This is a genomic window from Streptomyces sp. NPDC058632 (assembly GCF_042717095.1).
Lineage (GTDB): Bacteria > Actinomycetota > Actinomycetes > Streptomycetales > Streptomycetaceae > Streptomyces.
Genome location: NZ_JBHXQZ010000050.1, coordinates 23,215 through 49,524, shown reverse-complemented (window position 1 = coordinate 49,524; position 26,310 = coordinate 23,215). Strand labels below are relative to the sequence as shown.

The following is a 26,310-nucleotide window of genomic DNA, read 5'->3' as shown; positions in this document are numbered from 1 at the left end:
CACGGAGAACGCCGCGACAGCCGGTCGGGCCCGGCAACCGGTGACGGGGCGAAACATAACCAGGATGTAACCGCGAGACCCCTGTCGCGCTACGCGCGTTGACTTTAGGCTGCGGGGCGGTCGGCGCGCCTCGCGAGGGTCCCGCCCGGATTCACGCAGACCGGCCCCGACCACCCCGGACGCATCCCGAACCACGTACACGCACACCCGCGAACGCTCACGCACACCCACTGGGGGGCACATGCCAGCCACACCCGCATCCTCGGCCTCGTCGGCCCGGCGCCGCAGACGCCGTACGAACCGTCTTCTCGCGACCGCGGCGGGTGTGCTCACGGTGGGCGCGCTGACCGCGGCCGCCCTGCCCGCCGGTGCGGCGAGTGCCGGCGGGGGCAAGGACGGCATGTCGCCCGGCCATCACAAGGGCCACAAGAACGACAAGGGCCGCTACCAGGACGTGCAGCTGCTGTCCTTCAACGACCTGCACGGCAACCTCGAACCCCCGGCGGGCTCTTCGGGCCGGGTCACGCATCTCCACGAGGACGGCACGACGGAGACCATCGACGCGGGCGGTGTCGAGTACCTCGCCACGCACCTGCGCGAGGCCCGCGAGGGCAACCGGTACTCCGTCACCGCGGCCGGCGGCGACATGGTCGGCGCGTCCCCGCTGATTTCGGGCCTGTTCCACGACGAACCCACCATCGAGGCGCTGAACAAGCTCGACCTCGACGTCACGTCCGTCGGCAACCACGAGTTCGACGAGGGCGCCCAGGAACTGGCCCGGCTGCAGAACGGCGGCTGCCACCCCACCGACGGCTGCTTCACGGACAAGAAGTTCAAGGGTGCCGACTTCCCCTACCTGGCGGCCAACGTCCTGGACGAGAGGACGGGCAGGCCCGTCCTCAAGCCGTACTGGGTGTGGAAGCAGAACGGCGTCAAGGTCGGCTTCATCGGCGTGACGCTGGAGGGCACCCCGGACATCGTGTCGGCCGAGGGCGTCAAGGGCCTGTCCTTCAAGGACGAGGTCGACACCATCGACAAGTACGCCAAGGAGCTCCAGCGCCAGGGCGTGAAGTCGATCGTTGCCCTGGTCCACGAGGGCGGCTTCCCGGCCTCGTCCGCGTACAACTACGACTGCGACTCCCCGGGCGCGGGCGACGGCATCTCCGGCCCGATCGCGGACATCGCCGAGAACGTGTCGCCCCAGGTGGACGCGCTGGTCACCGGCCACACCCACGCGGCGTACGTCTGCACGGTCCCGGACCCGGCGGGCAAGCCCCGCATGGTCACCTCGGCCGCGTCCTTCGGCCGCCTCTACACGGACACCACGCTGACGTACGACCGCCGCACGGGTGACATCGCCCGTACGGCCGTGAAGTCGGCGAACCACGTGGTGACGCGGGACGTTCCGAAGGCGCCGGACATGACCCGGCTGATCGACAAGTGGAACACCCTCGCCGCCCCCATCGGCAACCGCGCGATCGGCCACATCTCCGGTGACATCGTCAGGGACGGCACCGAGTCCCCGCTCGGCGACCTGATCGCCGACGCCCAGCTGGCGTACGCCAGGACGCTGGACCCGGAGACCGACCTGGCCCTGATGAACCCGGGCGGCATCCGCGCGTCCCTCACCCACGCGGCGAGCGCCGCCGAGGGCGACGGCGTGGTCACCTACGCCGAGGGCTTCACCGTCCAGCCCTTCGCCAACACGGTCAACCTCCAGGACTTCACCGGCGCGCAGCTGGTCCAGGTCCTCAAGGAGCAGGTGAGCGGCGCGAACGCGGCGTCGGTGAAGATCCTCCAGATCTCCGCCGGCCTGACCTACACCCTGGACCTGACCAAGTCCGGCGCGGACCGGGTGGTGACGGACTCCATCAGGCTGAACGGCGAGCCGATCGACGAGGCCGCCACCTACCGCGTGGCCGCGAACAGCTTCCTCGCGGGCGGCGGCGACGGCTTCACCACCCTCGGCGAGGGCACGGGCGACCTGGTGGGCGAGGACGACCTGACGGCCCTGGAGCAGTACCTGACGGCCAACTCCTCGGCGACGAACCCGATCGCACCGCCGGCGGCGGACCGCATCACGATCGTCCAGTGATCGTCCAGTGATCGTCCAGTAGTCGACGGACGTTTTCCGAGGAGGGGCCCGGCGCCTCCGGCAGCCGTGCAAGGCCTGCCGACGCCGGGCCCCTTCTCCCTGTCCACGCCCTGTCCGAGCGGTCAGACGGCGACCAGGTCGATGACGTTGACGACGACGTGGCGGTTGGACACGACGTAGGTGACGAAGCCGTCCTGGAAGCCCGCGGACCAGCTGTTGTCCCGATTGCTGACCGCCGGCGGTCCGAACGGGTTGAGAGCGAGCAGCTTCTCGAGGTTCTCGAGCGACGTCCGCCGGGAGGCCGGTAAGGCGGCCTTCCGCTGTGCCGCGCGGTCCACGTACCGGACGGCGTAGGCGCTCACCGGAGCTCTCCCGCATCGACGGACCGGCCGTCCGCGTCGTAGGCGTGACCGTCCGCGTCGCGGAACACGAGGCCCTCGGTGTCCTCCTCCGCCATGCGTTTGGCGGTGTGCTCGACGTCGTCGAGGTACCCGGGTGTGGCGCAGGCACAGGCGAACGGGAACCACCTGTCGATGGCGGCGTCGAGGGCCGGCCGGTCGAAGTCGGCGGCAGCGCTCAGCCACTCCTGCTCGAAGGCCTGCAGCCAGTCCCGGCGCCGTTGCAGGGCGGCCCGGATCGCCTCGGGTGTCTTCTCGCAGGAGTTCGGATCCACCTCGTGGGCCATGGTCGGCTCCTTCTCTCCGGCCGGGGTGTGACCTGTGCGCCGGAGGTCCACGGTAGAACGCGAGGGGCGCCGGGCGGCCGGGTGCTGGTGCCGGGGGCGGCGTCGTGGGCCTCGTCCATGGCGGAGGAGCGGGGCGGGGGAGCAGGAGTGGGTAGGCGTGGGCATGTCGGCCATTACCGTCCAGACGCTGCTCGCATGAGCGCTTGACTGGCATCCGCACGCCAACTGTTCACCCTCTTCAGCACGACACCGGCTCCGGTTCCCGTCGTGTCCTCAACCGGCTTCCGGTGCGTCGTAGGAGAACCTGTACCCGGCGAAGTCGGCGACGTGGACGTATCCGATCCGCTGGTAGAGGGCGTTGCTGGTGGGGTTGGCCGGGTTCGTGAACAGGACGACGTCCGTCGCGCCCGCGGCCAGCGCGGCACGGCTCGCCTCGACCGTCACGGCGCCCGCGTAGCCGCGGCCCCGGAGGTGGGCCGGGGTGTAGACGGGGTCCACCCGGATCATGCCGCCGACCATCGAGGTCGTGGCCGCCATGGAGACGGGAGTGCCGTCCGGGTTCTCCCAGAACGTGAAGTGTCTGTCGCCGAAGCGCGAGTCGGCCCAGGAGCCGGAGTCGATCAGGTCGATGGAAGGCTGCTCCCCGACGTCGACGCAGAACTCGCGGCACCAGCGCACGACGTGCTCATGGTCCTTCCCGCCCGCGATGCGCCCCTGGCCTTCCGGGCGCGGCTGCGGTGGGGTGAGCGTGCCGAGACGGTAAAGATGAGTCCGCCAGAAGGGTTCCGGCGCTGCGCCCGCGTGCTGCTGCCATGCCTCGGCGAAAGCGGTGGCGGTGTCGTGGTCTGCGATGACGTCGGAGGGGGAGTGGCCGAGCTCGGCCAGATGAGCGGCGAGGCGGCCGGCCTGCTCGGCAGAGAGGGGTGTGAGGCCCAGACGGCCGCGCGGAGTGCGGTAGAAGACGGCGCGGACCTCACCTCCTGACTCCAGTCGGCCGAAGACGGCGGCTTCGGCACCGTGTGCGTCCGCCCCGCGGGCACGCAGTTTCCCGATGTCCGTCAGCGGCGTGTTGTGGAGGGCGGGCCGAGAGCGCAGGAAGTCTCCGGCTCGGGCGAGGAAGTCCTCGACGTCTTCGGTGAGGTGCCAGTCGTCCGGGCGCATACTTCATGATCCCGGATGGCGCGGCCGTCAGGAAGAAGGCGTCGAGCCGGTCGAGGACGCCGATCGGCCCGGAGCGCCCTCGGGACCGTCCGCGTGACCCGGGCCCCGGTCCACGTAGATGAGGAAGACGTTGGCGGCGTGGCGCGGGGGTGCACGGCGTACGGCGATCAGCCATCACTCGTAAGCGGTCACGGGGCCGCCCCGGATCGTCTTCGGACGGGGTGGCCGGTCGCCCCGGCGGCCCGGTCCTCGCAAGCCGCAGGCAGCCCGGCCCTCACATCCTGGCTGAGGGCCGGGACCGGGTGGTTGGGGGTGTGCGGGGCGGGGGCAGGGGTCAGGACGCCGTAGGAGTCCAGTCGCCCAGCCAGGTGTTGACGGCCTGGGCCGTCGCCTGGGCGTCGGTCAGGTGGGGGCGGTCGGTGGAGGCGGCCCCCGCGCCGGGCCCCGTGTTCCTGTACTCGGCGAAGCGGTCGTCCTTCCAGGAGAAGCCGCTCATGTCGGTCCAGGGCGCGGTGCGGACCGCGGCGCCGAGGTAGGTGCCGCGGACCGTGGTCTGCGGGTCGAGGGAGGCGTCGCCGCCCGCGTGCCAGGGGCGGCCCAGGTGGAAGGTGCGGTCCGAGACGTCGCCGCCGATCGTGGAGTTGGCGATCAGGAAGCCGTTGCGGCCGGCGGCCGTGCTCGGAGCGGTGACGTAGCCGGAGGAACTGCCGTCCCACCGCTTCTTCAGCGTGATGACGGAACGGTCGATCAGCGCCGTCGCCCGGCCGAAGATGAAGTCGACGTTGCCGACGACGTAGGAGTCGGTGACCTTGACCCGGCCCGGCCGGTCCTTGGCGGCCGTGTCGAGCAGCAGGGTGTCCTGGTCGCCCTCGACGATGACGCCGTCCAGGAGGACCTTGTCGGCGGCGGTGCGCAGGGCCACGGCCTGGTGGCCGGCGAGGGACTGGTTGGCCCGTTCGTCGAAGTCGTTGGCGATCGTCAGGTTGCGGGCCTGGAAGTCGTCGGCCTGCACGGTGAACGTCGCGCTGCCCGAGGTGCCGTAGGTCCCCGAACCGTCCGGCTTCGGCGTGCCCGCCGCGTTGTTGAAGACGATCACCGTGTCCTTGCGGCTGCCGCCGGTGCCCCGCACCGTGACGTGGGGCTTGTTCGACGGGACCTTGACCACCTCCCGGTACGTGCCCGGCTTGACGGAAATCAGCACGCGGGACGGGTTGTTCGCGGGGACGGCGTCCACCGCGGCCTGGACCGTCGGGTACTGGCCGGTGCCGTCCTTGGCGACCGTGAGGGTCGTCGCGGCGGCCCGGACGGTTCCCGCGGTGGCCGTCGTGCCGATGGAACCTCGGGGGCCCGTACCCGACTTGAGGAGGGAAGGGACGTCCGCCGCCGCGTCCGGGGTGTACGCGTAGTACGTCCTCGGGTCGAAGGCCGTGCCCCCGCTCTCGTTGCGGCCCGACGTCCCCGAGAAGATGTTTCCGCGCTGCACCACGGTCGCCGTCGCGTCCTTGACGACCGGGTTCCTGAAGCCCTGGAAGTAGCTGTTCTCCAGCACCATGCGGGTGCCGCCGCGCGAGTAGTTGCCGTAGGAGGAGGTGATGTCCGTACCGGGGACGTCCTCCAGGAAGTTGTTGTAGAGGTGCGCGTGCGCGCAGTTGTCCGTGGACGGGTTGCGCTGCTCCGTCTCACGGATCCAGTTGTGGTGGATCGTGATGTCCGTCAGCACGTTCTCGGTCCAGCCGATGCCGAACGCCTTGTTGTTGTGGCTCATCTCGTTCCAGGAGACCGTCACGTACGTGCTGTCCTTGCGCACGTCGATCAGGCCGTCCGCCATGTTCCGCAGGTCGTTGTGGTCGATCCAGACGTGGTGCGCGCCGTCCATCTGCACGGCGTCGAAGTCGTGGTCCTTGTCGTTCCAGACGCCCTGGTAGGCGTCCCGGATCGTCAGGTTGCGGATGATCACGTTGTGCACGCCCTGGCCGAGGAAGAAGCCGCCGCCGACGATGTGCCCGGACGTTCCCGAGCCCACGATCGTCTTGTCGGAGGCGACCTTGATCTCCTTGCCCACCGGGTTCGTCGTGATCGTCCCGGCCACGACGATCACGTACGGTTCGGCCGCGGTCGCGTACCGCTCCAGCTCGGCCTGGGTGCGGACGGTGACGACCGCACCGTCCCGGCCGCCGTACGTGCCGTCCTGGCCCAGCGCGTTGACGGAGGCGAAGCCGTCGGCGGTGGCGGTGGCCCAGGCGGGGGCAGCGGCGGCAGCGGCGACGGGAGCCACGGGAGCGGGGGCGGCCGGGGCGGCCGTGCCCGGGACGGCTCCGTGGGCCAGGGTGGCGGCGGCGGTGGTCAGGGCCAGCGGGAGTGCGATCGAGAAGAGCCTTCCGGCGCGGCGGGGCCGGACCCTGCGGGGGTGCTCGCTCATACGGCGATCCGTTCCGTGTGGGGGATGAGTCGCCGGTCGGTCGCCGCCGGGCACCGGAAAGTTGCCGCCCCCTCCCGCCGGTTACGGAACCTCGGGCGGCGGGGTCGGGGCCCCCGGGAGGCGGATCGTGGCCGTCGTGCCTCCGGCACCGTCCTCGGCGCGGGACAGGGAGACCTCGCCGCCCGCCTGCTGGACCGTGCGGGCCACTATGGACAGGCCGAGGCCCGAACCGGGGAGCGCGCGGGCGGTCTGGGAGCGCCAGAAGCGGTCGAAGACGTGGGGGAGTTCGTCGGTGGGGATGCCCGGCCCGTGGTCGCGGACGGTGAGGACGCCGTCGGCGAGGCGGACCTCGACCGTGCCGCCCCGAGGGCTGAACTTCACCGCGTTGTCGAGGATGTTGACCACGGCCCGCTCCAGAGCGGAGGGCTCCGCGCGGACGTACCACGGCCGGACGTCCGCCGTGACGGTCAGCTCCGGGCCGCGCAGCCGGGCGCGGCGCAGCGCCGACTCCACGACGTCCTGCCAGGCGACGATCTGCGCACGCCCCTCGTGCTGCCCGGTGTCCGGGCGGGACAGTTCCTGCAGGTCGCCGATGAGCGCGGCCAGTTCGGTCATCTGCGCTGTGACCGAGGCGAGCAGCGCCTTGCGGTCCCCGGCGGGCAGCGGGCGGCCCGTCTCCTCGCTGCGGGTGAGGAGTTCGATGTTGGTGCGCAGGGAGGTGAGCGGGGTGCGCAGCTCGTGGCCGGCGTCCGCGATGAGCTGCTGTTGCAGGTCGCGGGAGCTGGCGAGGGCGGACGTCATGGAGTTGAAGGAGCGGGAGAGGCGGGCGACCTCGTCCTCGGCGTCGTCCGCCACGGGGATGCGGATGCCCAGGTCCTCGGTGCGGGCCACCTCCTCCACGGCCTCGGTGAGTTCGTCCACGGGGCGCAGCCCGGCACGGGCGACCGCGAGACCGGCGGCGGCCGCGCCCAGGACGCCCACGCCGGAGACGAGGAGCAGGATCAGCGCGAGGTCGTTGAGCGTCGACCGGGTGCTGTCGAGAGGAACGGCGGCGACATAGGCGTAGTCATTGGCCACGCCCCGGCCCAGGGGTGTCTTGACGGTGACCGCGGTGGTCAGCACGCGTACCTGGTCGCCGTCGCTGTCGACGCCGTTGCGGAACCGCGCGGAGTCGGGGTCCGGGTTCTTCGCCACGTCCTTGTCGCCGCCGGTGACCTCGACCGCGGCCGAGGCGAAAGGCAGCAGACACACGGTGCCGTCCGTGCTCACCAACTGGCCGTAACTCCCGCTCTGCGGGCCGATGGCGTCCGTCCGCGATGGCGTCCGGCCACAGGTGTCGACGATTCTGTCCAGCTGGTTCTCGTCCAGCGCGACGACCGACGCCTGCAGGTCGTCGTCGAGCTCCGCGTACAGCTTCCCCTGCACGATGAACCAGCACGTCACCGACACCGCCGCCACCGCGAACGCCACCGCCGCCGCCACCAGCAGCGACAGCCGCGCCCGGATCGGGAGCGAACGGAACCTGCGGGCCGGCCCGTTCACTCCGCGCCGCCCTGCCGCAGGGCGTAGCCGACACCCCTCACCGTGTGCACCAGACGCGGCTCGCCGCCCGCCTCGGTCTTGCGGCGCAGGTACATGACGTAGACGTCGAGGGAGTTCGACGACGGCTCGAAGTCGAAGCCCCAGACCGCCTTCAGGATCTGCTCCCGCGTGAGCACCTGGCGCGGGTGCGCCATGAACATCTCCAGCAGCGTGAACTCCGTACGGGTCAGCTCCACCTGCCGCGTACCCCGCGTCACCTCGCGGGTCGACAGGTCCATGCGCAGGTCGGCGAAGGTGAGGACGTCGTTCTCCTCGTCGGCACCGGCCACGGCGGCCGCGTACGAGCTGCGGCGCAGCAGCGCGCGGATCCGGGCGAACAGCTCGTCCAGCTCGAACGGCTTGACCAGGTAGTCGTCCGCCCCGGCGTCCAGCCCCGTCACCCGGTCGCCGACCGTGTCCCGGGCGGTCAGCATCAGGATGGGCGTGGTGTCGCCGGTGGCGCGGATGCGGCGGGCGGCGGTCAGGCCGTCCATCCGGGGCATCTGGATGTCGAGGACGACCAGGTCGGGCCGGTACGCCGCCGCCTTCTCCAGGGCGTCCGCGCCGTCGACGGCGACCTCGGTCCCGTACCCCTCGAAGGCGAGGCTGCGCTGGAGCGCTTCGCGCACCGCCGGCTCGTCGTCGACGATCAGGATGCGCTGGGGGTCACGGTCGCCTTCTGCGGGGCTCATGGGGTCGGGATTCCTCTGGTCTGCCGGTTTGCTGGACTGGGAGGGGAGCGCGGCCGGGGAGGGCCCGGGCTCTCAGGATCCCAGGCTCGCACGACTGCCCGGGGCGCGGAGAGGCGCGGCCCCCCGGGGATCGGCCGCGTACGGTACGGCGGCGTCCGCGTCAGTTCGTGGCGCCGGACCGCAGGTCCGCCAGGTCCGCCTTGACCGTGTTGACCGGGATGGCGAAGCCCAGGCCCACGCTTCCGGCGTCGGCCGAGGAGTCGCTGCCGCTCGACGAGTACATCGCGGAGTTGATGCCGATGATGTTGCCGTTCATGTCGATCAGCGCGCCGCCGGAGTTCCCGGGGTTCAGGGAGGCGTCGGTCTGGATCGCCTTGTACGTCGTCGTGGACCCGCCGGTGTCGCCGTTGAACTCCTGGCCGCCGAACTCGAACGGCCAGCCGCCGGGCTGTCCCTGCTGCTGTTGCTGCCCCTGGCTCTCGTCCGTGGAGACGGTCACGTCGCGGTCGAGCGCCGAGACGATGCCGCTGGTGACGGTGCCGGTCAGGCCCTCGGGGGAGCCGATCGCCACGACCTCGTCGCCCACCCGCACCTTGTCGGAGTCGCCGAGGGTGGCCGTCGTCAGGCCCGAGGCGTCCCGCAGCTTGATCAGCGCCAGGTCCTTCGAGCTCTCCGTGCCGACGACGTCCGCGGTGTACGTCTTGCCGTCGCTGGTCCGCACCTCGACCGAGGAGGCACCGCTGACGACGTGGTTGTTGGTGATGATCTCGCCGTCGTCCGTGATGATCACGCCGGATCCGGTGGACGACCCCGCGTTGGACTGGGCGTTGATCTCGACGATGCTCGGGCTGACCGCCTCGGCGACGCCGGACACCGTGCCCTTCTGGCCGGCCGGCACCACGCTGGTGCTGGTCGAACCGGCGGACGCGACGGTGCCGCCGCCGGCCAGCTCCTGGATGCCGTAGGCGGTGCCGCCGCCCACGGCCGCCGCGACGATCGCCACGGCGGCGAGCAGCGCGACCGGGCCCCGGTTCCGCTTCCGGCGGGGCCTGGGAGCGGCCGGCTCGGCCGCGTGGACCGAACCCCCGGGGTCCGTCGCGGTCACCGGGTCCGTCGCGGACGCGGGACTCCCGTGGCCGGTCGGGTCCGCCGGGGTCGACTGCCGGTCCGGTGCGTACGCCGGCGGGGCCGGCCACTCCGGGTTCACGGGGGAGGAACAGGGCTCCTGGCCGCCTGCCTGGGGGCTCTCGTAGTCGCTGCTGCGGCGAAGGCTCTCGGTCATGTCAACGAGCCTGGCGCCCGACGATGAGAGCACCCTGAGTGCCCGCTGAGAAGCCCGACAGAACCTCGTATGCCCGATATAAAGGCGGCGAGGCCGCCCCTCCACGGACCACGGACCACGCAGTACGGACCACGCGGTACGGAGTCCGGCGTCACCCGCAGCCGCAGGAGCGGCGGATCACCAGTTCGGACGGGAAGACCTTCAGCCGTTCACGCTGCGAGCCGGCCACCCGCAGCCCGTCGTCGAGGACGAGGTCGACCGCCGCGCGCGCCATCGCCGAGCGGTCGGAGGCGACCGTCGTCATCGGCGGGTCGGTGAGCCCCGCCTCCTTGATGTCGTCGAACCCGACGACCGCCAGCTCGCCGGGCACGTCGATGCGCAGTTCGCGGGCCGCGCGCAGCACGCCGACCGCCTGGTCGTCGGTGGAGCAGAAGACCGCGGGCGGGCGGTCGGGCCCGGAGAGGATGTCGAGCCCGACGCGATAGGCGTCGTAGCGGTTGTACGGGGCCTCGAAGAGGCGGCCCTCGGTCGGGACGCCGGCGTCCTCCATGGCCCGCCGCCAGCCCTCGACGTGGTCGGAGACCGGGTCGCCGACGGAGGGGGTCTCGGCGGTGCCGCCGACACAGGCCACGTACGCGTTGCCGTGTTCCAGCAGGTGGCGGACGGCGAGCTGGGCGCCGCCGAGGTCGTCGGTGACGACGGCGACGTCGTCGATGGCCTCGGGGCGCTCGTGCAGCAGGACGACCCGGGCGTCCCAGGCGTCTATCTCCGCGGCGGCCAGGTCGTTCAGCGCGTGGCTGACCAGGATCAGCCCGGAGACGCGCATGCCGAGGAACGCCCGCAGGTAGTGGACCTCGCGCTCGCCGATGTAGTCGGAGTTCCCGACGAGCACCATTTTTCCGCGCTCGGACGCCGCCTGTTCGACCGCGTGCGCCATCTCCCCGAAGAAGGGCTGGCGGGCGTCCGGCACGATCAGGCCTATGAGATCCGTACGCCGCGAGGCCATCGCCTGGGCGACCCGGTCCGGGCGGTACCCCAGTTCCTTGATCGCGGCGAGTACGCGTTCGCGCGTGGCCGGGGCGACCGGCCTCGGTCCGTTGTTGATGACATAGCTGACGACGGCGGTGGAGGTACCCGCCAGCCGAGCCACGTCATCCCTAGTCACCTTGGCCACGCGCGGAGTCTACGCGGATATAACCGGTCGGGGCAGAGCGTGAACGACCTTGTGAACAGCACGGAAACGGCTCGCGTGTGCGGGCGCGGCGCTCGTGCGGGTGCCGTTCACGCCTGGGTCGGGGCCTCGGTGGCGTCCAGGGCGGCCGTCTCGTCCGCATCCGCCGTCTTTGGGTGGTCGGACCCGGTCTGCTGCCGGTCGGTCCTGGCCTTCGGCTCCTCGGTGGCCCGCTCGGCCTTCTCCGGCGTAACGAATCGATAACCCACGTTCCGCACGGTGCCGATCAGCGACTCGTGCTCGGGGCCGAGCTTGGCGCGCAGCCGCCGTACGTGGACGTCGACCGTCCGGGTGCCGCCGAAGTAGTCGTAGCCCCAGACCTCCTGCAGCAGCTGGGCGCGGGTGAAGACCCGGCCGGGGTGCTGGGCGAGGTACTTCAGGAGCTCGAACTCCTTGAACGTGAGATCGAGGATGCGGCCCTTGAGCTTGGCGCTGTAGGTCGCCTCGTCGACGGACAGGTCGCCGTTGCGGATCTCCATGGGGGAGTCGTCGCTGACGATCTGCTGCCGGCCCATGGCGAGCCGCAGCCGGGCCTCCACCTCCGCCGGTCCGGCGGTGTCGAGGAGGACGTCGTCGATGCCCCAGTCCGCGGTGACGGCGGCGAGGCCGCCCTCGGTCACCACGAGGACGAGGGGGCAGCCGGGGCCGGTGGAGCGCAGCAGCTGGCACAGGTTGCGGACCTGCGGGAGGTCGCGCCGGCCGTCGACGAGGATGACGTCGGCGCCGGGGGTGTCGACCAGGGCGGGGCCCTCGGCGGGGGCCACGCGCACGTTGTGGAGCAGCAGGCCGAGGGCGGGGAGCACCTCCGCCGACGGCTGGAGGGCGTTGGTCAGCAGGAGCAGTGAACTCATCGCACCCCTCCTTCGTATCCGTCGAGTCCGTCGAGGACACGGTCCTGGCCTCGGTGCTCGGGCCGTGGTGCTGCCCACGACCGGGTCGTCATTCGTACGTGCACGGTTCGCTCGCCCATAACGTCTGGTTCCTCCTCGGTCCCTGCGAGGACGTTTACGGCACTGCTTCGTGCGTTTCGACGGCCCGTACACCGGCGGTTTCCCGCGTCGTATACAACGCTTCCGAAAGCACAAAAGGACCCGGGGGCTTCGCTGCCCGAGTCCTCTTCCCAGGAGAATAGCCGATATGAGCACCGGTTCGGCAGGTCATGTGGCGCGTTCCCTCGAGGGGCCGCATGTCGAGACACGTGGTGTGACGCGCGAAGTCACAGGTGGGGGTACGTCCTTTCGGACGTTCTTGCACACGGCGGACGGCGTGCGGATCGATTCCGTATACAACGCGGCGGCGCCCGAAAGGGTGATCGGGAAGGACGACTCACGGCCACCCTCCCGTGACCTCGTGTTCGTGATCGCGCACGGGTTCACGGGGGACGTGGACCGGCCGCATGTACGGCGGGTTGCGCGCGTGTTCGCACGGCACGGGGCCGTCGTCACCTTCTCCTTCCGCGGGCACGGCGCCTCGGGCGGGCGGTCCACGGTCGGGGACCGTGAGGTGCTGGACCTGGCGGCGGCGGTGTCGTGGGCCCGGGAGCTGGGGCACGCCCGAGTGGTGACGGTCGGGTTCTCGATGGGCGGCTCGGTGGTGCTGCGGCACGCGGCGCTGGTCGGGGAGCTGGGCGGGGAGAGGGAGAGGGAGAGGGCGGGGGGCCGAGGGTCCTCCGCCGGTGCCGGCGGCCCGGATGCCGTGGTGTCGGTGAGTGGTCCGGCCCGGTGGTTCTACCGCGGGACGGCTCCGATGCGGCGGCTGCACTGGCTGGTGACCCGGCCCTCGGGCCGGCTCGTGGGGCGCTATGGGCTGCGGACCCGGATCCATCACCGGGACTGGGACCCCGTACCGCTGTCCCCGGTCGAGGCGGTGCCGAGGATCGCGCCGACGCCGCTGCTGGTCGTGCACGGCGACCGCGACGGCTATTTCCCGCTCGACCACCCGCGCATGCTGGCGGCCGCGGCCGGCGAGCACGGGGAGCTGTGGGTGGAGCCGGGCATGGGCCACGCGGAGAACGCGGCCCCCGACGGGCTGCTGCACCGGATAGGTGACTGGGCGGTGACCCGGGCGGGCTAGCCTGACCGTGTTCACTGTCAAACGATGAGGAACCTGTTGATGGCAAAGGTCACGGTGCGGTACTGGGCCGCCGCCAAGGCCGCGGCCGGGGTGGCCGAGGAGTCGTACGAGGCGGTCACGCTCGCCGACGCGCTCACCGCGGCGCGTGAGCGACACCCCGGCGAACTCACACGTGTCCTGCGGCGATGCTCGTTCCTCGTCGACAGTGATCCCGTGGGCACCCGCGAACATGAGACGGTACGGCTGGCCGACGGCGGCACGGTCGAGGTGCTCCCGCCGTTCGCAGGAGGGTGAGCGATGACCAACCAGCCGTATCAGGGCTACGACGGATACGACGGGCGCCGCGAGGGTCACGACGGCCCCGAGGGCCACGACCCCTACGACCCCTACGGCCTGCCCCGGCACCAGCGGCCTGAAGAGCAGGTGCAGGGGCGGACGCAGGCGCAGGCGTGGCCCGGTGGGCAGCAGGCGTACGACGATCCGCACGCCGCCCAGCAGTACACGCAGCAGTGGCAGGGGCAGACGTGGGAGACGCGGATGCAGCCGCCGGTCCCGCCGACGGCCGCGGAGGAGACGTCGTACCTGCCCCCGCAGACCGGACAGGCTCCGCAGTCCTCCGCCGCCCCGCGTGCCCCGCAGACCCCTCCGGGGCATGCCGGGTACGCGGGTCGGGGTGAGGGCGGCGCGCTGAGCGGGCCCGCGGTGTACGCGGGGTACGGGGTGGCCTCCGCCTACGGGGCGCCGCTCGACGCCTCCGTCCCGCCTGCCGCACCCTCGGCCCCCGCCGCTCCCGCCCCTGCTCCCGCTCCCGACGCCCCGGGCGGTTCCGGGTACGGGCCCGTCACTCTCGCCGGGAACACCCGGGTCACGGACGCGCAGCGCGCCCGTGCGGAGGGGCGTTCGCCGATCATCGAGCCCGGCATTCAGCCGGCGGCGCTCACCGCGCTGCTGGGGCTGCTGCTCGCCGGCGGGGCGGCGCTGGGCACGTACGCCCTGCTCGTACCGCTGGTGGCCCTCCAAGGACTCACCGCGGCCGGCTGGTTCCGGCTGAACGGCATGTGGCCCGCGCGCCAGGGCATCGCGCTGGGCTTCCTCGGTGCGCTGGTCGCGGACGTGGCGCTGCTCGCGTCCGACCGGTCGCCGACGGCCGTTCTCGGCACGCTCGGCGTGTGGGTGCTGCTGTCGCTGGTGCTCCAGCTCCGGTCGCACGCCGATCCCGACGAGCGGATGTACGGCCTGACGGCGACGGTCGTCGCGGCCGCGCTGGCGATCACGGCGAGCGGTCACCTGGCGGCCGACGCCGACGCGGTGATCGTCGGCGGGATCGCTGTGGCGGCGGCGGTCGTGGCGCGGGCGCTGCCCCTGCCGACGCCGGTGTCCGTGGTGGCGGCGCTGCTCGTGGCGGCCGGTGCGGGTGCGCTGGCCGGCGGGATGACGGGGTCCGGTGCCCCGGGCGCGCTGATCGGCGCGGGCGCGGCTGTCTGCGCCCTGATCGGCCACCGCGCCGCGAGCTACGACTACCCGTCCCGGTTCGTACACTTCACGGCCGGAGTGGCCCTGCCCCTGGCCGCGGCGGCACCGGCGGTGTACGCACTGGGCCGCGTGGCCGGCTGACGTTCCGAGCGGTACCTGTGGCGGGCGCCTGTCACAGGTGATCGACAATCCCGGGGTTCTCCCGGCCGGGAGGGTTAGTCTCGCGCAGGACGACTGCCCGGTCGTCGGTCCGGTTGTCGGGGGACTGCCGTCGAAACGCACCCTAGGTGGGGAATCAACCGCATGCGCGCACTGCGAATACTGCTGATCATCGTCGTGGTCCTGGGCGGCATCTTCGTGATCGTGGACCGCCTCGCGGTCAACTTCGCGGAGGGCGAGGTGGCCGACCGGCTCAAGTCGTCCGAGAACCTCAGCACCACCCCCGACGTGTCCATCAACGGTTTCCCCTTCCTCACCCAGATCGCCGGCGGTTCCCTCGACGAGGTGCAGATCGGGATCGAGGAGTACGAGGCCGGCACCGGCGACGGCCGGCAGAGCATCCGGATCGACGAGCTGTACGCCGACATGAAGGGCGTCGAGTTCTCCGGCGACTTCGGCTCCGCCACCGCCGCCGACGCGACCGGCACCGCGAGCGTGACCTACGACGAGCTGCTCAAGACCGCCAAGTCCGAGTCCACGGACGTGGGCCCCGGCGTCACCGCCGCCGTCGTCGGCCTCTCCGACGGCGGCAACGGGAAGGTCAGGGTCGCGGTGGAGGCCACCGTGCTCGGCACCAAGCTGCCCGAACCGATCACCGTCCTCAGTTCCGTGACGGTCGTGGACGGCGACACCGTGCGGGTCCAGGCGGACACGCTGCCGTCGTTCGGCGGCGTCGAGATGGCCGAGGCGCGGGTGCGGGAGATCACCGACTTCGAGCAGAAGATCGACGGCCTGCCCGGCGGGATCAAGCTCGACAAGGTCGAGACGGGGAAGTCCGGCGTCGACATCATCGTGCAGGGTTCCGACGTCCGGCTCGCCGGGTAGGCAGGCGGTCGGGCCGGTGGGTCCGAAGGGCCCGGTGGACCTGGGATGTCCGACAGGTGAGACGGGGAAGTCCGTAGAGCAGCCGCGACGGTGGGCGCGGTCGAGTCCGGGGTGGGCGGGAGCGGACTCGACGCCTCCGTGATCCCATATCGCGGATAATCTTGTCTCAGCATGCGACACGGCGGTGACATGCCCGCCCTGCCCTCCTTACGATCGACGGTATGCAGTGTCAGACGAGCGTCCTCCGAGCGCGGGGACAAGCGGATCTCACGAAGCGGCGGGCAGTGGACCTCTGCCGCGTCGCCGCCATGCTCTGTCGGCCTTTCTGAGCGGACGCCCCGCCGTCCGCATCACCGCCTCGCCCCGCCGAGGGGCATCCGTGCGCCCGTTCCCGTCGGAGTGGCCGCGCACCCTCGCACTCGCACGCCCTGCCGTAACTGCCCCGGAGGAGACAGAGCATGAGCCGTAACGACGTACTGGTCGACGCAGACTGGGTCCAGGAGCACCTGGACGACCCGACGATCGCCATCGTCGAGGTGGACGAGGACACCACCGCGTACGAGAAGAACCACATCAAGAACGCCATCCGGATCGACTGGACCAAGGACCTCCAGGACCCGGTCCGCCGTGACTTCGTCGACCAGGCGGGCTTCGAGAAGCTCCTGTCGGAGAAGGGCATCTCCAACGACCACACGGTGGTCCTCTACGGCGGCAACAACAACTGGTTCGCCTCGTACGCGTACTGGTACTTCAAGCTGTACGGTCACGAGAACGTCAGGCTCCTCGACGGCGGCCGCAAGAAGTGGGAGCTGGACGCCCGCGAGCTGGTCCCCGGCGACGAGGTCCCCGAGCGCGCGAAGACGGACTACAAGGCCAAGCCCCAGGACCAGTCCATCCGCGCCTACCGTGACGACGTCGTCGCCGCCATCGGCGCGCAGAACATCGTCGACGTGCGCTCGCCCGACGAGTTCAGCGGCAAGCTGCTCGCGCCCGCCCACCTGCCGCAGGAGCAGTCGCAGCGCCCCGGCCACGTGCCGAGCTCCCGCAACATCCCGTGGTCGAAGAACGCCAACGACGACGGCACCTTCAAGTCCGACGAGGAGCTCAAGGCCCTCTACGAGGACGAGCAGGTCGACCTCTCCAAGGACACCATCGCCCTGTGCCGCATCGGTGAGCGCTCCGCGCTGACCTGGTTCGTGCTGCACGAGCTGCTGGGCGTGGAGAACGTCAAGAACTACGACGGCTCCTGGACCGAGTACGGCTCCCTCGTCGGCGTGCCGATCGAGCTCGGCTCCGGCAAGTAGGCCTCGCCCGGACCACGACCCCGACCAGACCACTAGACCAGTTCAGGAGTACGCCATGTGCGGTGCGAAGGCCGGTGGCCCGGACGCCTCGACGATCAAGCCCGGCGAGACCACCATCCAGGGTCACGTGACCCGTGACGGCGAGCCGGTGACGGGCTACGTCCGTCTGCTGGACTCGACCGGCGAGTTCACCGCGGAGGTCCCGACCTCCGCCACCGGGCAGTTCCGCTTCTACGCGGCGGAGGGCACCTGGACCGTCCGTGCCCTGGTGCCCGGCGGTACCGCGGACCGCACGGTCGTCGCCCAGCAGGGCGGGCTGGCCGAGGTCGCCATCGCGGTGTGAGGGCTCGTCGAAGGGCCGCGTTCCGGGGTCGGGCACCGACACCGGGGATGCGGCCCTTCGGCACGCCTGCGTACCTGCACGCCCGCGGGTCCGGTTCTACGCTGGAGGCATGTACGCGCGCAGGCGGCATGTCTACTTCGTCATGATGGGCACGTGCATCGCGCTGTTCCTCCTGGCCTGCGGTGTCGTGCGGCTCTGGTCGGTGCCGGTGGCCGTGGGCATGTGCGTGGTGGCCATGGTCATCCCGCCCTTCGCCGCCGTGGTCGCCAACCGGCGCGGCCCCGAGGACCGCTGGTGGGACGACCCCTCGGGCGACCCCGAGTCCGACGCGTGGTGGGACGAGCTGGACGGGAAGAAACGACCGCGCTAGCACAGCGGTCATGGCCCCGACGAAGCTGTCCACCGTCGTGCTCGACGCGCACGACGCCCACGAACTCGCCGGCTTCTCCCTGCGGCTGCTGGGCTACGAGGTGCGCGCCGAGGAACCGCACCGGGCCCCCATCGGCCCGCCGCCCGGCACGGAGGGGACGGCACCGGCCTTCGGGACGGAACCCGCGTACGTGCCGCCCGTCCGGCCGACCGGGAACCCGGGCGACCGGCAGATGACGCCGCAGCTCGACATCGAGGTCGACGACCTGACGGCACGGACCGCGCGGGCCGTGGCCGAGGGCGCCCGGCTCGCCGAGCGGCAGCCCCGGGACGACGTACGCGTCCTGCTCGACCCCTCGGGACACCCCCTCTGCCTGTGGACGCGGGCCGGTCAGTAGACGAGCGCCTGCGTGTCGTCCGCCAGTGCCTCCTGGACGAACACCTGGGCGCCCGCGATGCGCACGCCCGCGATGACGTCCTTCTCCGTGATGTCCCGGCGCGCCGCGCACTGGGTGCACAGGGTGAGACGGCCCCCCGCGACGATCGAGTCCAGCAGGTCGGGCAGCGGCGCCGCGTGCGGCAGCTCGAACTCCGCGGCCCTGCCCGGCAGCGCGAACCACGCCGACTCACCGGTGAGCCACAGCGAGACGTCCACCCCGCTGGCCACCGCCACCGCCGCCACCGTGAACGCCTGCGAGCAGCGCTCGGGAGCATCGGCCCCCGCGGTCACCTTGATCACGAGCTTCTTCGCCATGCCCGAATCGTAATCAACTCCCTTACAACTGCCTGTGTGACCGGCGAGTCTCCTGTGGCGCGCGATACGGAACACGCGCTTCACGTTCTGAGGGGGGACGTCATGGAAGATCCCGAAAGATCAGGAACCGCTGTGACTGCTGGGGCAGTTGAGCCGGTTGCGCCGGTTGAGCCCGGGGAACCGGCTGAGGTAGGTGAGGTGGCTGAGGTGGGTGAGGTGGGGGCCGTGTCCGATCCGGCCGCCGACCGCCACCGACCGCGCCGCCGTGGACGTACGACGCTGATGATCGCGACGGCCGCCGTCCTGGGCCTCGTCGCCGGCACCTGCACCGGCTATCTCGTCCAGGCCGACCGCGAGCCCACCGCGCTGCCGCCGCTCTCCCAGCCCGTGATCGAGCAGGCGAAGGGCAAGGGCCCCGCCCCGCTGCCGGCCGCCCGGGACCGGCGGCTGAAGACCGACGGAGACCTGCGCAAGCTGCTGCTGAAGAAGCCGCGCGGGGCACGGGAGGAGGACCTGCTGTCCGACGACGGCTGGATGAACCTCGCCGACTACGCGGGCTACTTCGACGAGCCGGACGAAGCGTTGCACAACTTCATCCTCGACGGGTTCCGCCGGGCGGCCACGATCTCCTGGCAGCAGGACGACACCCACGTGGAGATCCGGCTGATCCAGTTCAGGCAGGAAGGGGAGGCGGTGGCCGAGGGCCATGCCGCCAACAACCAGCGCTGGGCCCGCATCGACGGTGGCGACGAACGGGAAGTGCCCGGCACCACCACGGGCACGGCGTTCGTCCACGCAGAGGTCGACGAGGAGCCCGGCTACCTGCCGGTGTACACGGCCCAGGCACACGGCTGGCGCGGTGACATCTCCATGGAGGTGTGGGTCACGGGCGCCGAGCGGATTCCCGAGGCGACGATTCTGGACCTGGCCGAACGGCAGATGGAGCGGCTGTGAGCGAGAACCTGCCCGAACTCCCGGAGCCGAAGTCACAGCCGGAGCCGGAGCCGGAGTCACAGCCGGAGCCGGAGCCGGAGCCGGAGGCGCAGACGAAGCCGGAGGAGACGGCGGACAAGGCCGTGCGCCGGGGCCGTATCGCCGCTGTCGCGGGGGCCGTGCTGCTGGCCGCAGCCGTGCTCGGCGGCACCGGCTACACGGTTGTCACGGTCCGCGACGCCGACCGTGACCCCGGTGCCCCCGCGTGGGCCGAGGAGAAGGCCGAGAGGGCCGGCACCGAGAGGAAGGCCCCCGCCCCGGGTCTCGCCGGCATGCTCGTGCCGTACGGGACCGACGACTGGGACCGTGGCCCGGACCAGGGGGAATTCGGCGAGGACATCGCGCTCGACGGCGAGCGGGCGGCCGCCCTGCGCAAGGAGCGGCTGAACAGCCTGCCGAGTTCCGCCCGCCGGGACCTGGAGAAGGAGATCGACCGCCAGAACACCAAGGGCCTGGCGATGCGCAGCTTCCAGAAGGCCGAGGACTCCAGCTGGGCCTCGCCGGACGACAGCCTCACGGTGAGCATCGAGCTCGTGCAGCTGGCGGACCGGTCGGCCGTCCGGGACATCGCCCGCGCGCAGACCTCGATCGTCGAGGCCCTGGACATCCTGCGCAAGGGACCGAAGATCGAGGGCCACGAGAACGCCCAGTGTTTCCTGCCGCCGAAGGACGACGAGGCAAAGCTGGAATCCATGTACTGCACCGCCTACGTGGGCGACGTCCTGGTCACCGCGAAAGCAGACGGTGGAGCGCCGCTCGAGACCAAGGAGGCGGCCATGCTGCTGCGCGCACAACTCGACCGGATCGCGGAGCCGGGGGCAGCGGTATGAGCGACCGGACGACGGACCGGACACCGGGCCAGGACCTGCTGCCGGACCGGGCGGCCGGCCCACAGGCCGCCGCCCCCGTACCCCTTCCTCCTCTCCCGGCTCTCCCGCCGACCATCGGAACCGGAACCGGAACCGGCACGACCCCGCCCTCCGCCCCCAAGGACCGCCGTGTCCTGCGGGCCGTGCTGCGGTGGACGGCTGTCGTCGCCGTGTTCGCCGTGGCCGGGGCGTCCACCGCGTACGGCATCACGCGGATGGAGCGGACCGACGTACCGGGACTGGCCACCGCGTCGGACGGGCGCTGGGACTACCCCACGCTCACCAGGCCCCCGCTGCCCTCCGGCAGCCCCGGGCCGTTCGCGGAGTCGAACAGGGCCAGGGCGCATCACGCCGACCTCCGCTCCCTGCTCCTCCCCGCGCCCGCGGGGGCGAAGCAGGACCCGGCGCTGCGCGGCGAGGACGGCTGGCTGAGCACGGACGTCTTCCTGAAGGAGTACGCGGAGAAGGAGGAACGGGAGGAGTTCCGGGACAGACTGGACGCGCACACGGTGAGGCACATCGCCGCCCGTGGCTGGACCATGCCGGACGGCACCCGCACGCGGATCTATCTGCTGCGGTTCAACACCGGGGCGGTCGTGGACGCGCTGGTCGGGGACGGTTTCGTCCCGATCTCCAGCCCCGAGTACCGGCTGCGGGGCGCCGAGACGAGCGAGTTCGACGACGGGTTCCCGGCCGAGGCCCTGGGTGACGACGTCCGCCGGGCCGTGTACGCCGAGACCGGGGCGTACGGCGACGAGCAGGTCCGTCAGGCCTACCTCATGGCCGGTGACACGCTCGCGCTGGTCGTCCAGTCCCGCAAGGGCGGGGCCGAGGCCGTCCCGTTCCACCAGACGGTCGTCCTGCAGGGCCGGCTGCTGGGCTGAGTTCCGGCCCGCCCGGCCCGTGCGCCCGGCCGCCGGTCCCCTCGCCGCCCCCGCCGCCGGGTGGGTGCACGACGGGGCCGGGGCCCGGCCGCGTAAGCTGGGGTCCGCCCTGTGCACACGTCATGCACCGCACCCCGCTCAAGGAGCATCCCGTGGTTCTCTTCTACGAAGCCCTGCTGGTCCTGGTCGCCGTCGGCGTTCTCGCCTTCACCGGGCTCGCCGTGAAGAAGCTGTACCAGGGCCAGCGCTGACCGCCCACTCCAGGAACTGTCACTGATGATCGAGATCCCGTCCGACCTCCACAAGGACCTCGTACCGCTCGCCTTTCTCCTCGGCGACTGGGCGGGCGCAGGCGTGCACGACTTCCCCGGCGCCGAGAAGTGCAACTTCGGGCAGGAGGTCTCCTTCACCCATGACGGCCGGGACTTCCTGGAGTACAGCTCCCGCACCTGGGTGCTCGACGAGGAGGGCGGCAAGGCCCGGCCGCTCGAGTCCGAGCACGGCTTCTGGCGGATCGACGCCCACCGCAAGGTCGAGGTCACGATGACCCGCGACGACGGCGTCATCGAGATCTGGTACGGCGAGCTGGCCCACCAGAAGCCGCAGATCGACCTGGTGACGGACGCCGTGGCGCGCACCGCCGCCTCCCGGCCCTACAGCGGCGGCAAGCGGCTGTACGGCTACGTCAAGGGCGACCTGATGTGGGTCGGCGAGAAGCAGACCCCCGAGGTCGAGCTGCGCCCCTACATGTCGGCGCAGCTGAAGAAGGTCGTCACCCCCGAGGACGTCGAGCGCTGGGCCAAGGCCCTGCCCGACGACATGCCGGACGACGGGATCGCCTTCTTCAAATGAGCCTCCAGGCTCCGGAACCCGGATTCCGGGATTCAGGTCCTAGACTCGTGGTGTGGTGAGCACCGACTGGAAGAGCGATCTCAGGCAGCGCGGCTACCGGCTGACGCCGCAGCGCCAACTCGTGCTCGAAGCCGTCGACACGCTGGAGCACGCGACCCCCGACGACATTCTCGTGGAAGTGCGGAGAACGGCGTCGGGGGTCAACATCTCGACCGTCTACCGCACCCTGGAGCTCCTGGAGGAGCTGGGTCTGGTCAGCCACGCCCACCTCGGGCACGGCGCCCCGACCTACCACCTCGCCGACCGGCACCACCACCTCCACCTCGTCTGCCGGGACTGCACCGAGGTCATCGAGGCGGACGTGGAGGTGGCCGCCGACTTCACGGCGAAGCTGCGCGACACCTTCGGTTTCGACACCGACATGAAGCACTTCGCGCTCTTCGGCCGCTGCAAGGACTGTTCCCTGAAGGGTTCAACTACCGAGTCGTAGGCTAGGGGTATGAAGAGCCCTCTGCTGTCCCTGCCCGGCGCCGTCCCCGCCGAGGGCGTGGACGAAGGCGTCGCCGCCCACTACGGCGACCTGTTCCGCGAGCAGCGTGCCCTCGCCGAAGGCACCGGCTTCGTCGACCTGTCCCACCGCGGGGTCGTCACCGTCTCCGGGCCGGAACGGCTGAGCTGGCTGCATCTGCTGCTCACCCAGCACGTCAGCGACCTCCCGCCGCACCGGGCCACCGAGGCGCTGATCCTCTCCGCGAACGGCCACATCGAGCACGCGCTCTACCTCGTCGACGACGGCGAGACGGTCTGGGCCCACGTCGAACCCGGCACCCGGGAGGCACTGATCGCCTACCTGGAGTCGATGAAGTTCTTCTACCGGGTCGAGGTCGCCGACCGCACCGCCGACTTCGCGGTGGTCCACCTGCCCGCCGGTTCCATCGCGGAGGTGCCCGAGGGCGTCGCCGTACGCGAGACGCCGTACGGCCGTGACCTGTTCCTGCCCCGCGCCGACCTGGAGTCGTACGCCCAAATGGCCGGGCCGCCCGCCGGCATCCTCGCCCACGAGGCGCTGCGGGTCGAGCAGCACCGCCCCCGGCTCGGCTTCGAGACCGACCATCGCACCATCCCGCACGAGCTGGGCTGGATCGGCGACGCGGTGCATCTGCAGAAGGGCTGCTACCGGGGCCAGGAGACGGTCGCCCGGGTCCAGAACCTGGGGAAGCCGCCGCGCAGGATGGTCTTCCTGCACCTGGACGGCAGCGAGGTCCACCTGCCGCCGGCCGGCACGGACCTCCGCCTGGCCGACGACGGCCCGGACGGCCGCCGGATCGGCTTCGTCACCACGTCCGTACGCCACCACGAGCTGGGCCCGGTCGCCCTCGCGCTGGTCAAGCGGAACGTTCCGGTCGACGCCCACCTGATGGCCGGGGACACGGCGGCGGCCCAGGAGACCGTGGTCGAGCCCTGACCCACGCCAGGTGCCCGATCCACGTCGGGTGCGGGTCAGATCTCGAGGAGGACGGTGAACGGGCCGTCGTTGGTCAGCGACACCCGCATCCGCGCACCGAAGCGGCCCGTCGCCACCGTCGCGCCCAGCGAACGCAGCTGGGCGACCACCTCGTCCACCAGCGGTTCGGCGACGTTTCCGGGAGCGGCGGCGTTCCAGGTGGGGCGGCGCCCCTTGCGGGCGTCGCCGTAAAGGGTGAACTGGCTGATCACCAGGAGCGGGGCGTCGAGGTCGCTGCACGACTTCTCGTCCTGGAGCATCCGCACCGACCAGAGCTTGCGGGCGAGCTGCGCCGCCTTCTCCTCGGTGTCCTCGTGGGTGACGCCGACCAGGACGCACAGCCCTTCGCCCTCGATCGCCCCCACCGTCTCGCCGTCCACGACGACGCTCGCGCCGTCCACCCTCTGCACCACTGCACGCATACGTCCATCATGCCGGTGGGCGAACAGATGACGGAGGGTGGTCCGCGCGGGGCCCCGGGCGGGCTATTTTTACTCCTTGGCCCCCATCTGGGGCGGATCGTGGGCACTCGGTCACACAGCGGCCGCCAGAGGTGGCACGATGCTGGCACACACCGGTCGAGGGGACGGTCGAGGCACATGAGCACACCAGGAACCGGGCAGCAGTCCGGGCCCGTCCCGTCGGCCCGGGCGGGGGTCGGGGAACGCGAGTTCCACCGCCCGCCCGCACAGCGCACCGACAGCCCGGCGCTGCCCGGGGAGCACCCGGATCCCGAGCCCGCCCTGGCCGTCCGCAGTCTGCCCGACCTGCGCACCCTGCGCCGCGACGCCCAGCGCGACGAGGCCGACCTCAGCTATGTGCGGCGGCTGCTCCAGGGGCGGATCGACATCCTGCGGGCGGAACTGGCCCGGCGCACACCGGCGGCCGCGGCCTCGGTCGCCGCACCGGCGGAGACGTCCGTGGTGGAGCGGCTCGCGGAGATCCTGCGGGACACCCCGGCCCGCCGGCGTTCGTCCGCCCGCCATGTGACCCTGGGGACGCCGCAGAGCGAGCGGTACCGGCGGCTGGCGGCGGAGATGCTCGCCGAGGTCGAGCTCTCGGACCTGGGCGCGCGTACGGACGGGGAGCTGACCGTCGCGATGGGGCGGCTGGTGCGCTGCGAGCAGCAGGTGTCCCGGAGCCGGCAGCGCCTGCAGCGCGCCGCCGACGACTGCGGCGCGGAGATCGCGCGCCGGTACCGCGAGGGGGAGGCCCAGGTCGACGACCTGCTGGTGTGAGGCGGGGCGGGGTGCCGGGCAGGTGGCCCGAGTCCGGTGGCAGGGGCCGTGGACGGTCGGAAAAGCGCGCGACACCCTCTCCGGGGCCGACCTACCGTGAGGGCATGACCTCCAGCGCCGGAACGCCCCGCACCGACATCGACGTACGCCCGATCACGGAGACCGAGTTCGCCGACTGGAACCGGGCCCTGAACACCGGTTTCCTGCGGGAGCCCACCTCTTCCGGGGAGAACCTCGACACGCGGCGCCGCTTTCATTTCACGCCGGGCCGGTTGCTGGGGGCCTTCGACGGCGGCCGCTGCGTCGCGACGTTCCGTTCGTTCGCGCAGGAGCTCACCGCGGTCGGCGGGGCCGCCGTGCCCGCCGACGCGATCACGAACGTCAGCGTGACGCCCACGCACCGCCGGCGCGGTCTGCTCACCCGCATGATGGCGCAGGACCTCGCCGCCGCGAAGGAACGCGGGGACGTCGTCGCGACCCTCATCTCCGCCGAGTACCCGATCTACGGCCGCTACGGCTTCGGCCCCGCCACCTGGGCCACCGAGTGGACCGTCGACGTCCCGCGCACCGGCCTCGACCCGCGCCGACCTCACCCGGAGGACGGCGGGCGGGTCGACCTCGTGGACGCCGAGGACGTGCGCAAGCTCGGCCCGGAGCTGCACGAGCGGCTGCGCGGGACCCAGCCGGGCGCGGTCGGTCGGACCGGCCTGTGGTGGAAGACCGCCACCGGCGCCGTGCGCTTCACCCCGACGTGGAACGAGCCCTTCTTCGCCGTGTACCGCTCGGCGGACGGCGAGGTCGAGGGCATGGTCTCCTACGCCGCGGACGACACGTGGGGCGACTCCAAGCAGCCGTTGAACACGGTGCGGGTGAACTGGCTGCTCGCGGTGAGCCCGGCCGCGGAGCGGGCGCTGTGGCGCTACCTGTGTTCGATCGACTGGGTCGTGAAGGTGAGGAGCGGCTGGCGGGCCCCGGACGACCTGCTCCCGTTCCTCCTGCCGGACCCGCGCGCGGCCGCCGTGACGACGCAGGCGGACTGGCTGTGGGTGCGCGTCCTGGACGTCGTACGGGCGCTGGAGGCCCGGACGTACGAGGCGGCCGGGTCGCTGGTGCTGGAGGTGGCCGACGGTGCGGGGCTGGCCGGCGGCCGCTACCGGCTTCAGGCGTCGAAGGACGGCACCGGGACCTGCGCGGCGACCACCGATGACGCCGACCTGACGCTGGACGTCGCCGAGTTGGCGTCGCTGTGGCTGGGCGACGAGTCGGCGGTGCGGCTGGCGGCGCTGGGCCGGGTCCGGGAAGAACGAGCGGGCGCCGTCCGTGAGGCCGACGCCCTGCTGCGTACGTCCAGGCGACCGTGGTGCCCGGACATGTTCTGAGCGCTGCCGCTGCCGCGTTCCCTCGGCGGTGCTCCCTCTCCCTCCCCTTCGTCCGGCGAGTGCCGGTGCACCCGTAGCCGTAGCC

At 71.7% G+C, this 26,310-nt stretch carries 29 protein-coding genes; 18 read left to right on the top strand and 11 right to left on the bottom strand.

Going from position 1 to position 26,310, the window contains the following annotated elements; all coding sequences use genetic code 11:
* Positions 1 to 241: 241 nt before the first annotated feature.
* Positions 242 to 2,095: a bifunctional metallophosphatase/5'-nucleotidase gene (locus ACFWVE_RS20225; protein WP_384015794.1), complete on the top strand. Its 1,854-nt coding sequence runs from the start codon at positions 242 to 244 to the stop codon at positions 2,093 to 2,095.
* Between the two features lie 122 nt (positions 2,096 to 2,217).
* Here the strand turns inward: ACFWVE_RS20225 and ACFWVE_RS20220 are convergent, their stop codons facing one another.
* The 9 genes from ACFWVE_RS20220 to ACFWVE_RS20180 form a co-directional block, all read right to left on the bottom strand.
* The gene (locus ACFWVE_RS20220) at positions 2,218 to 2,457 is read right to left on the bottom strand and encodes a hypothetical protein (protein ID WP_384015792.1); all 240 of its coding nucleotides are present in this window, start codon (positions 2,455 to 2,457) and stop codon (positions 2,218 to 2,220) included.
* Positions 2,454 to 2,780, bottom strand: coding sequence for a hypothetical protein (locus tag ACFWVE_RS20215; protein WP_384015790.1), 327 nt, complete (start codon positions 2,778 to 2,780; stop codon positions 2,454 to 2,456). Before ACFWVE_RS20215 ends, ACFWVE_RS20220 begins: the two co-directional genes overlap by 4 nt.
* A gap of 273 nt (positions 2,781 to 3,053) precedes the next feature.
* Positions 3,054 to 3,941, bottom strand: a complete 888-nt coding sequence (locus ACFWVE_RS20210; RefSeq protein WP_384015788.1) for a GNAT family N-acetyltransferase — start codon at positions 3,939 to 3,941, stop codon at positions 3,054 to 3,056.
* 334 nt (positions 3,942 to 4,275) lie between these two features.
* The gene (locus tag ACFWVE_RS20205; protein WP_384015786.1) at positions 4,276 to 6,360 is read right to left on the bottom strand and encodes a pectinesterase family protein; all 2,085 of its coding nucleotides are present in this window, start codon (positions 6,358 to 6,360) and stop codon (positions 4,276 to 4,278) included.
* A gap of 81 nt (positions 6,361 to 6,441) precedes the next feature.
* Complete coding sequence (locus ACFWVE_RS20200; RefSeq protein ID WP_384015784.1) at positions 6,442 to 7,902, bottom strand: sensor histidine kinase; 1,461 nt, start codon at positions 7,900 to 7,902, stop codon at positions 6,442 to 6,444.
* The gene (locus tag ACFWVE_RS20195; protein ID WP_384015782.1) at positions 7,899 to 8,633 is read right to left on the bottom strand and encodes a response regulator transcription factor; all 735 of its coding nucleotides are present in this window, start codon (positions 8,631 to 8,633) and stop codon (positions 7,899 to 7,901) included. The genes ACFWVE_RS20200 and ACFWVE_RS20195 overlap by 4 nt, the downstream gene beginning before the upstream one ends.
* A 160-nt stretch (positions 8,634 to 8,793) precedes the next feature.
* Positions 8,794 to 9,915 carry a trypsin-like peptidase domain-containing protein gene (locus ACFWVE_RS20190; protein WP_384015780.1) on the bottom strand — a complete coding sequence of 374 codons (1,122 nt, stop codon included), beginning with the start codon at positions 9,913 to 9,915 and terminating at the stop codon, positions 8,794 to 8,796.
* A gap of 151 nt (positions 9,916 to 10,066) precedes the next feature.
* Positions 10,067 to 11,089: a LacI family DNA-binding transcriptional regulator gene (locus tag ACFWVE_RS20185; RefSeq protein WP_384015778.1), complete on the bottom strand. Its 1,023-nt coding sequence runs from the start codon at positions 11,087 to 11,089 to the stop codon at positions 10,067 to 10,069.
* A 107-nt stretch (positions 11,090 to 11,196) separates the two neighbouring features.
* A complete protein-coding gene (locus ACFWVE_RS20180) occupies positions 11,197 to 11,997 on the bottom strand; it encodes a winged-helix domain-containing protein (protein WP_384015776.1) in 801 nt (266 codons plus the stop codon).
* Between the two features lie 286 nt (positions 11,998 to 12,283).
* Here ACFWVE_RS20180 and ACFWVE_RS20175 point away from each other — a divergent pair, with 286 nt between their 5' ends.
* The 9 genes from ACFWVE_RS20175 (at position 12,284) to ACFWVE_RS20135 (ending at position 18,150) form a co-directional block, all read left to right on the top strand.
* On the top strand, positions 12,284 to 13,219 hold the full coding sequence (locus tag ACFWVE_RS20175) for an alpha/beta hydrolase (RefSeq protein ID WP_384015774.1): 936 nt from the start codon (positions 12,284 to 12,286) through the stop codon (positions 13,217 to 13,219).
* Between the two features lie 39 nt (positions 13,220 to 13,258).
* Positions 13,259 to 13,513, top strand: a complete 255-nt coding sequence (locus tag ACFWVE_RS20170) for a MoaD/ThiS family protein (protein WP_384015772.1) — start codon at positions 13,259 to 13,261, stop codon at positions 13,511 to 13,513.
* A gap of 3 nt (positions 13,514 to 13,516) precedes the next feature.
* Positions 13,517 to 14,833 (top strand): hypothetical protein, encoded by a 1,317-nt coding sequence (locus ACFWVE_RS20165; RefSeq protein WP_384015770.1) that lies wholly within the window; start codon positions 13,517 to 13,519, stop codon positions 14,831 to 14,833.
* Between the two features lie 162 nt (positions 14,834 to 14,995).
* Positions 14,996 to 15,736, top strand: a complete 741-nt coding sequence (locus ACFWVE_RS20160) for a DUF2993 domain-containing protein (RefSeq protein ID WP_384015768.1) — start codon at positions 14,996 to 14,998, stop codon at positions 15,734 to 15,736.
* Between the two features lie 221 nt (positions 15,737 to 15,957).
* Complete coding sequence (locus ACFWVE_RS20155) at positions 15,958 to 16,065, top strand: Ms5788A family Cys-rich leader peptide (RefSeq protein WP_350849312.1); 108 nt, start codon at positions 15,958 to 15,960, stop codon at positions 16,063 to 16,065.
* Positions 16,066 to 16,194: 129 nt separating this feature from the next.
* Positions 16,195 to 17,040 carry a sulfurtransferase gene (locus ACFWVE_RS20150; protein ID WP_384015766.1) on the top strand — a complete coding sequence of 282 codons (846 nt, stop codon included), beginning with the start codon at positions 16,195 to 16,197 and terminating at the stop codon, positions 17,038 to 17,040.
* Positions 17,041 to 17,095: 55 nt separating this feature from the next.
* Positions 17,096 to 17,383, top strand: a complete 288-nt coding sequence (locus tag ACFWVE_RS20145) for a DUF1416 domain-containing protein (RefSeq protein WP_042174833.1) — start codon at positions 17,096 to 17,098, stop codon at positions 17,381 to 17,383.
* A 109-nt stretch (positions 17,384 to 17,492) separates the two neighbouring features.
* The gene (locus ACFWVE_RS20140) at positions 17,493 to 17,753 is read left to right on the top strand and encodes a DUF3099 domain-containing protein (protein WP_042174835.1); all 261 of its coding nucleotides are present in this window, start codon (positions 17,493 to 17,495) and stop codon (positions 17,751 to 17,753) included.
* 10 nt (positions 17,754 to 17,763) lie between these two features.
* Entirely contained in the window at positions 17,764 to 18,150 is a 387-nt protein-coding gene (locus ACFWVE_RS20135) for a VOC family protein (protein WP_384015763.1), read from the top strand.
* Here ACFWVE_RS20135 and ACFWVE_RS20130 read toward each other — a convergent pair.
* Positions 18,144 to 18,506: a DsrE family protein gene (locus ACFWVE_RS20130; protein ID WP_384015761.1), complete on the bottom strand. Its 363-nt coding sequence runs from the start codon at positions 18,504 to 18,506 to the stop codon at positions 18,144 to 18,146. The genes ACFWVE_RS20135 and ACFWVE_RS20130 overlap by 7 nt on opposite strands.
* Before the next feature lie 225 nt (positions 18,507 to 18,731).
* On the opposite strand from ACFWVE_RS20130, the gene ACFWVE_RS20125 reads away from it, so the two are divergent.
* The 6 genes from ACFWVE_RS20125 to ACFWVE_RS20100 all read left to right on the top strand — a co-directional run bounded on the left by ACFWVE_RS20125 (position 18,732) and on the right by ACFWVE_RS20100 (position 23,569).
* A complete protein-coding gene (locus tag ACFWVE_RS20125) occupies positions 18,732 to 19,460 on the top strand; it encodes a hypothetical protein (RefSeq protein ID WP_384015759.1) in 729 nt (242 codons plus the stop codon).
* Positions 19,457 to 20,329: a hypothetical protein gene (locus ACFWVE_RS20120; protein WP_384015757.1), complete on the top strand. Its 873-nt coding sequence runs from the start codon at positions 19,457 to 19,459 to the stop codon at positions 20,327 to 20,329. The genes ACFWVE_RS20125 and ACFWVE_RS20120 overlap by 4 nt, the downstream gene beginning before the upstream one ends.
* Positions 20,326 to 21,252, top strand: a complete 927-nt coding sequence (locus tag ACFWVE_RS20115; protein ID WP_384015755.1) for a hypothetical protein — start codon at positions 20,326 to 20,328, stop codon at positions 21,250 to 21,252. The genes ACFWVE_RS20120 and ACFWVE_RS20115 overlap by 4 nt, the downstream gene beginning before the upstream one ends.
* Positions 21,253 to 21,528: 276 nt before the next feature.
* Positions 21,529 to 22,104 carry an FABP family protein gene (locus ACFWVE_RS20110; protein ID WP_384015753.1) on the top strand — a complete coding sequence of 192 codons (576 nt, stop codon included), beginning with the start codon at positions 21,529 to 21,531 and terminating at the stop codon, positions 22,102 to 22,104.
* A gap of 52 nt (positions 22,105 to 22,156) precedes the next feature.
* Positions 22,157 to 22,594, top strand: a complete 438-nt coding sequence (locus ACFWVE_RS20105) for a Fur family transcriptional regulator (protein WP_384015752.1) — start codon at positions 22,157 to 22,159, stop codon at positions 22,592 to 22,594.
* Between the two features lie 9 nt (positions 22,595 to 22,603).
* Entirely contained in the window at positions 22,604 to 23,569 is a 966-nt protein-coding gene (locus ACFWVE_RS20100; protein ID WP_384015750.1) for a YgfZ/GcvT domain-containing protein, read from the top strand.
* 35 nt (positions 23,570 to 23,604) lie between these two features.
* Here ACFWVE_RS20100 and dtd read toward each other — a convergent pair whose 3' ends face one another.
* A complete protein-coding gene (dtd, locus tag ACFWVE_RS20095; RefSeq protein WP_384015748.1) occupies positions 23,605 to 24,030 on the bottom strand; it encodes a D-aminoacyl-tRNA deacylase in 426 nt (141 codons plus the stop codon).
* A 177-nt stretch (positions 24,031 to 24,207) separates the two neighbouring features.
* On the opposite strand from dtd, the gene ACFWVE_RS20090 reads away from it, so the two are divergent.
* Both ACFWVE_RS20090 and ACFWVE_RS20085 read left to right on the top strand, forming a co-directional pair.
* The gene (locus ACFWVE_RS20090; protein WP_384015746.1) at positions 24,208 to 24,846 is read left to right on the top strand and encodes an aerial mycelium formation protein; all 639 of its coding nucleotides are present in this window, start codon (positions 24,208 to 24,210) and stop codon (positions 24,844 to 24,846) included.
* A 104-nt stretch (positions 24,847 to 24,950) separates the two neighbouring features.
* A complete protein-coding gene (locus ACFWVE_RS20085; RefSeq protein WP_384015744.1) occupies positions 24,951 to 26,225 on the top strand; it encodes a GNAT family N-acetyltransferase in 1,275 nt (424 codons plus the stop codon).
* Positions 26,226 to 26,310 lie beyond the last annotated feature (85 nt).

What these genes read in the sequence shown, in the direction of transcription:
- ACFWVE_RS20170 (WP_384015772.1), top strand. Translation starts at nt 13,259, where the DNA reads ATGGCAAAGGTCACGGTGCGGTACTGGGCCGCCGCCAAGGCCGCGGCC.
- ACFWVE_RS20090 (WP_384015746.1), top strand. Translation starts at nt 24,208, where the DNA reads ATGAGCACACCAGGAACCGGGCAGCAGTCCGGGCCCGTCCCGTCGGCC.
- ACFWVE_RS20140 (WP_042174835.1), top strand. Translation starts at nt 17,493, where the DNA reads ATGTACGCGCGCAGGCGGCATGTCTACTTCGTCATGATGGGCACGTGC.
- ACFWVE_RS20190 (WP_384015780.1), bottom strand. Translation starts at nt 9,915, where the DNA reads ATGACCGAGAGCCTTCGCCGCAGCAGCGACTACGAGAGCCCCCAGGCA.
- ACFWVE_RS20110 (WP_384015753.1), top strand. Translation starts at nt 21,529, where the DNA reads ATGATCGAGATCCCGTCCGACCTCCACAAGGACCTCGTACCGCTCGCC.
- ACFWVE_RS20100 (WP_384015750.1), top strand. Translation starts at nt 22,604, where the DNA reads ATGAAGAGCCCTCTGCTGTCCCTGCCCGGCGCCGTCCCCGCCGAGGGC.
- ACFWVE_RS20155 (WP_350849312.1), top strand. Translation starts at nt 15,958, where the DNA reads ATGCAGTGTCAGACGAGCGTCCTCCGAGCGCGGGGACAAGCGGATCTC.
- ACFWVE_RS20195 (WP_384015782.1), bottom strand. Translation starts at nt 8,633, where the DNA reads ATGAGCCCCGCAGAAGGCGACCGTGACCCCCAGCGCATCCTGATCGTC.
- ACFWVE_RS20130 (WP_384015761.1), bottom strand. Translation starts at nt 18,506, where the DNA reads ATGGCGAAGAAGCTCGTGATCAAGGTGACCGCGGGGGCCGATGCTCCC.
- ACFWVE_RS20175 (WP_384015774.1), top strand. Translation starts at nt 12,284, where the DNA reads ATGAGCACCGGTTCGGCAGGTCATGTGGCGCGTTCCCTCGAGGGGCCG.
- ACFWVE_RS20180 (WP_384015776.1), bottom strand. Translation starts at nt 11,997, where the DNA reads ATGAGTTCACTGCTCCTGCTGACCAACGCCCTCCAGCCGTCGGCGGAG.
- ACFWVE_RS20085 (WP_384015744.1), top strand. Translation starts at nt 24,951, where the DNA reads ATGACCTCCAGCGCCGGAACGCCCCGCACCGACATCGACGTACGCCCG.
- ACFWVE_RS20210 (WP_384015788.1), bottom strand. Translation starts at nt 3,941, where the DNA reads ATGCGCCCGGACGACTGGCACCTCACCGAAGACGTCGAGGACTTCCTC.
- ACFWVE_RS20160 (WP_384015768.1), top strand. Translation starts at nt 14,996, where the DNA reads ATGCGCGCACTGCGAATACTGCTGATCATCGTCGTGGTCCTGGGCGGC.
- ACFWVE_RS20215 (WP_384015790.1), bottom strand. Translation starts at nt 2,780, where the DNA reads ATGGCCCACGAGGTGGATCCGAACTCCTGCGAGAAGACACCCGAGGCG.
- dtd (WP_384015748.1), bottom strand. Translation starts at nt 24,030, where the DNA reads ATGCGTGCAGTGGTGCAGAGGGTGGACGGCGCGAGCGTCGTCGTGGAC.
- ACFWVE_RS20165 (WP_384015770.1), top strand. Translation starts at nt 13,517, where the DNA reads ATGACCAACCAGCCGTATCAGGGCTACGACGGATACGACGGGCGCCGC.
- ACFWVE_RS20150 (WP_384015766.1), top strand. Translation starts at nt 16,195, where the DNA reads ATGAGCCGTAACGACGTACTGGTCGACGCAGACTGGGTCCAGGAGCAC.
- ACFWVE_RS20145 (WP_042174833.1), top strand. Translation starts at nt 17,096, where the DNA reads ATGTGCGGTGCGAAGGCCGGTGGCCCGGACGCCTCGACGATCAAGCCC.
- ACFWVE_RS20135 (WP_384015763.1), top strand. Translation starts at nt 17,764, where the DNA reads ATGGCCCCGACGAAGCTGTCCACCGTCGTGCTCGACGCGCACGACGCC.
- ACFWVE_RS20205 (WP_384015786.1), bottom strand. Translation starts at nt 6,360, where the DNA reads ATGAGCGAGCACCCCCGCAGGGTCCGGCCCCGCCGCGCCGGAAGGCTC.
- ACFWVE_RS20115 (WP_384015755.1), top strand. Translation starts at nt 20,326, where the DNA reads ATGAGCGACCGGACGACGGACCGGACACCGGGCCAGGACCTGCTGCCG.
- ACFWVE_RS20225 (WP_384015794.1), top strand. Translation starts at nt 242, where the DNA reads ATGCCAGCCACACCCGCATCCTCGGCCTCGTCGGCCCGGCGCCGCAGA.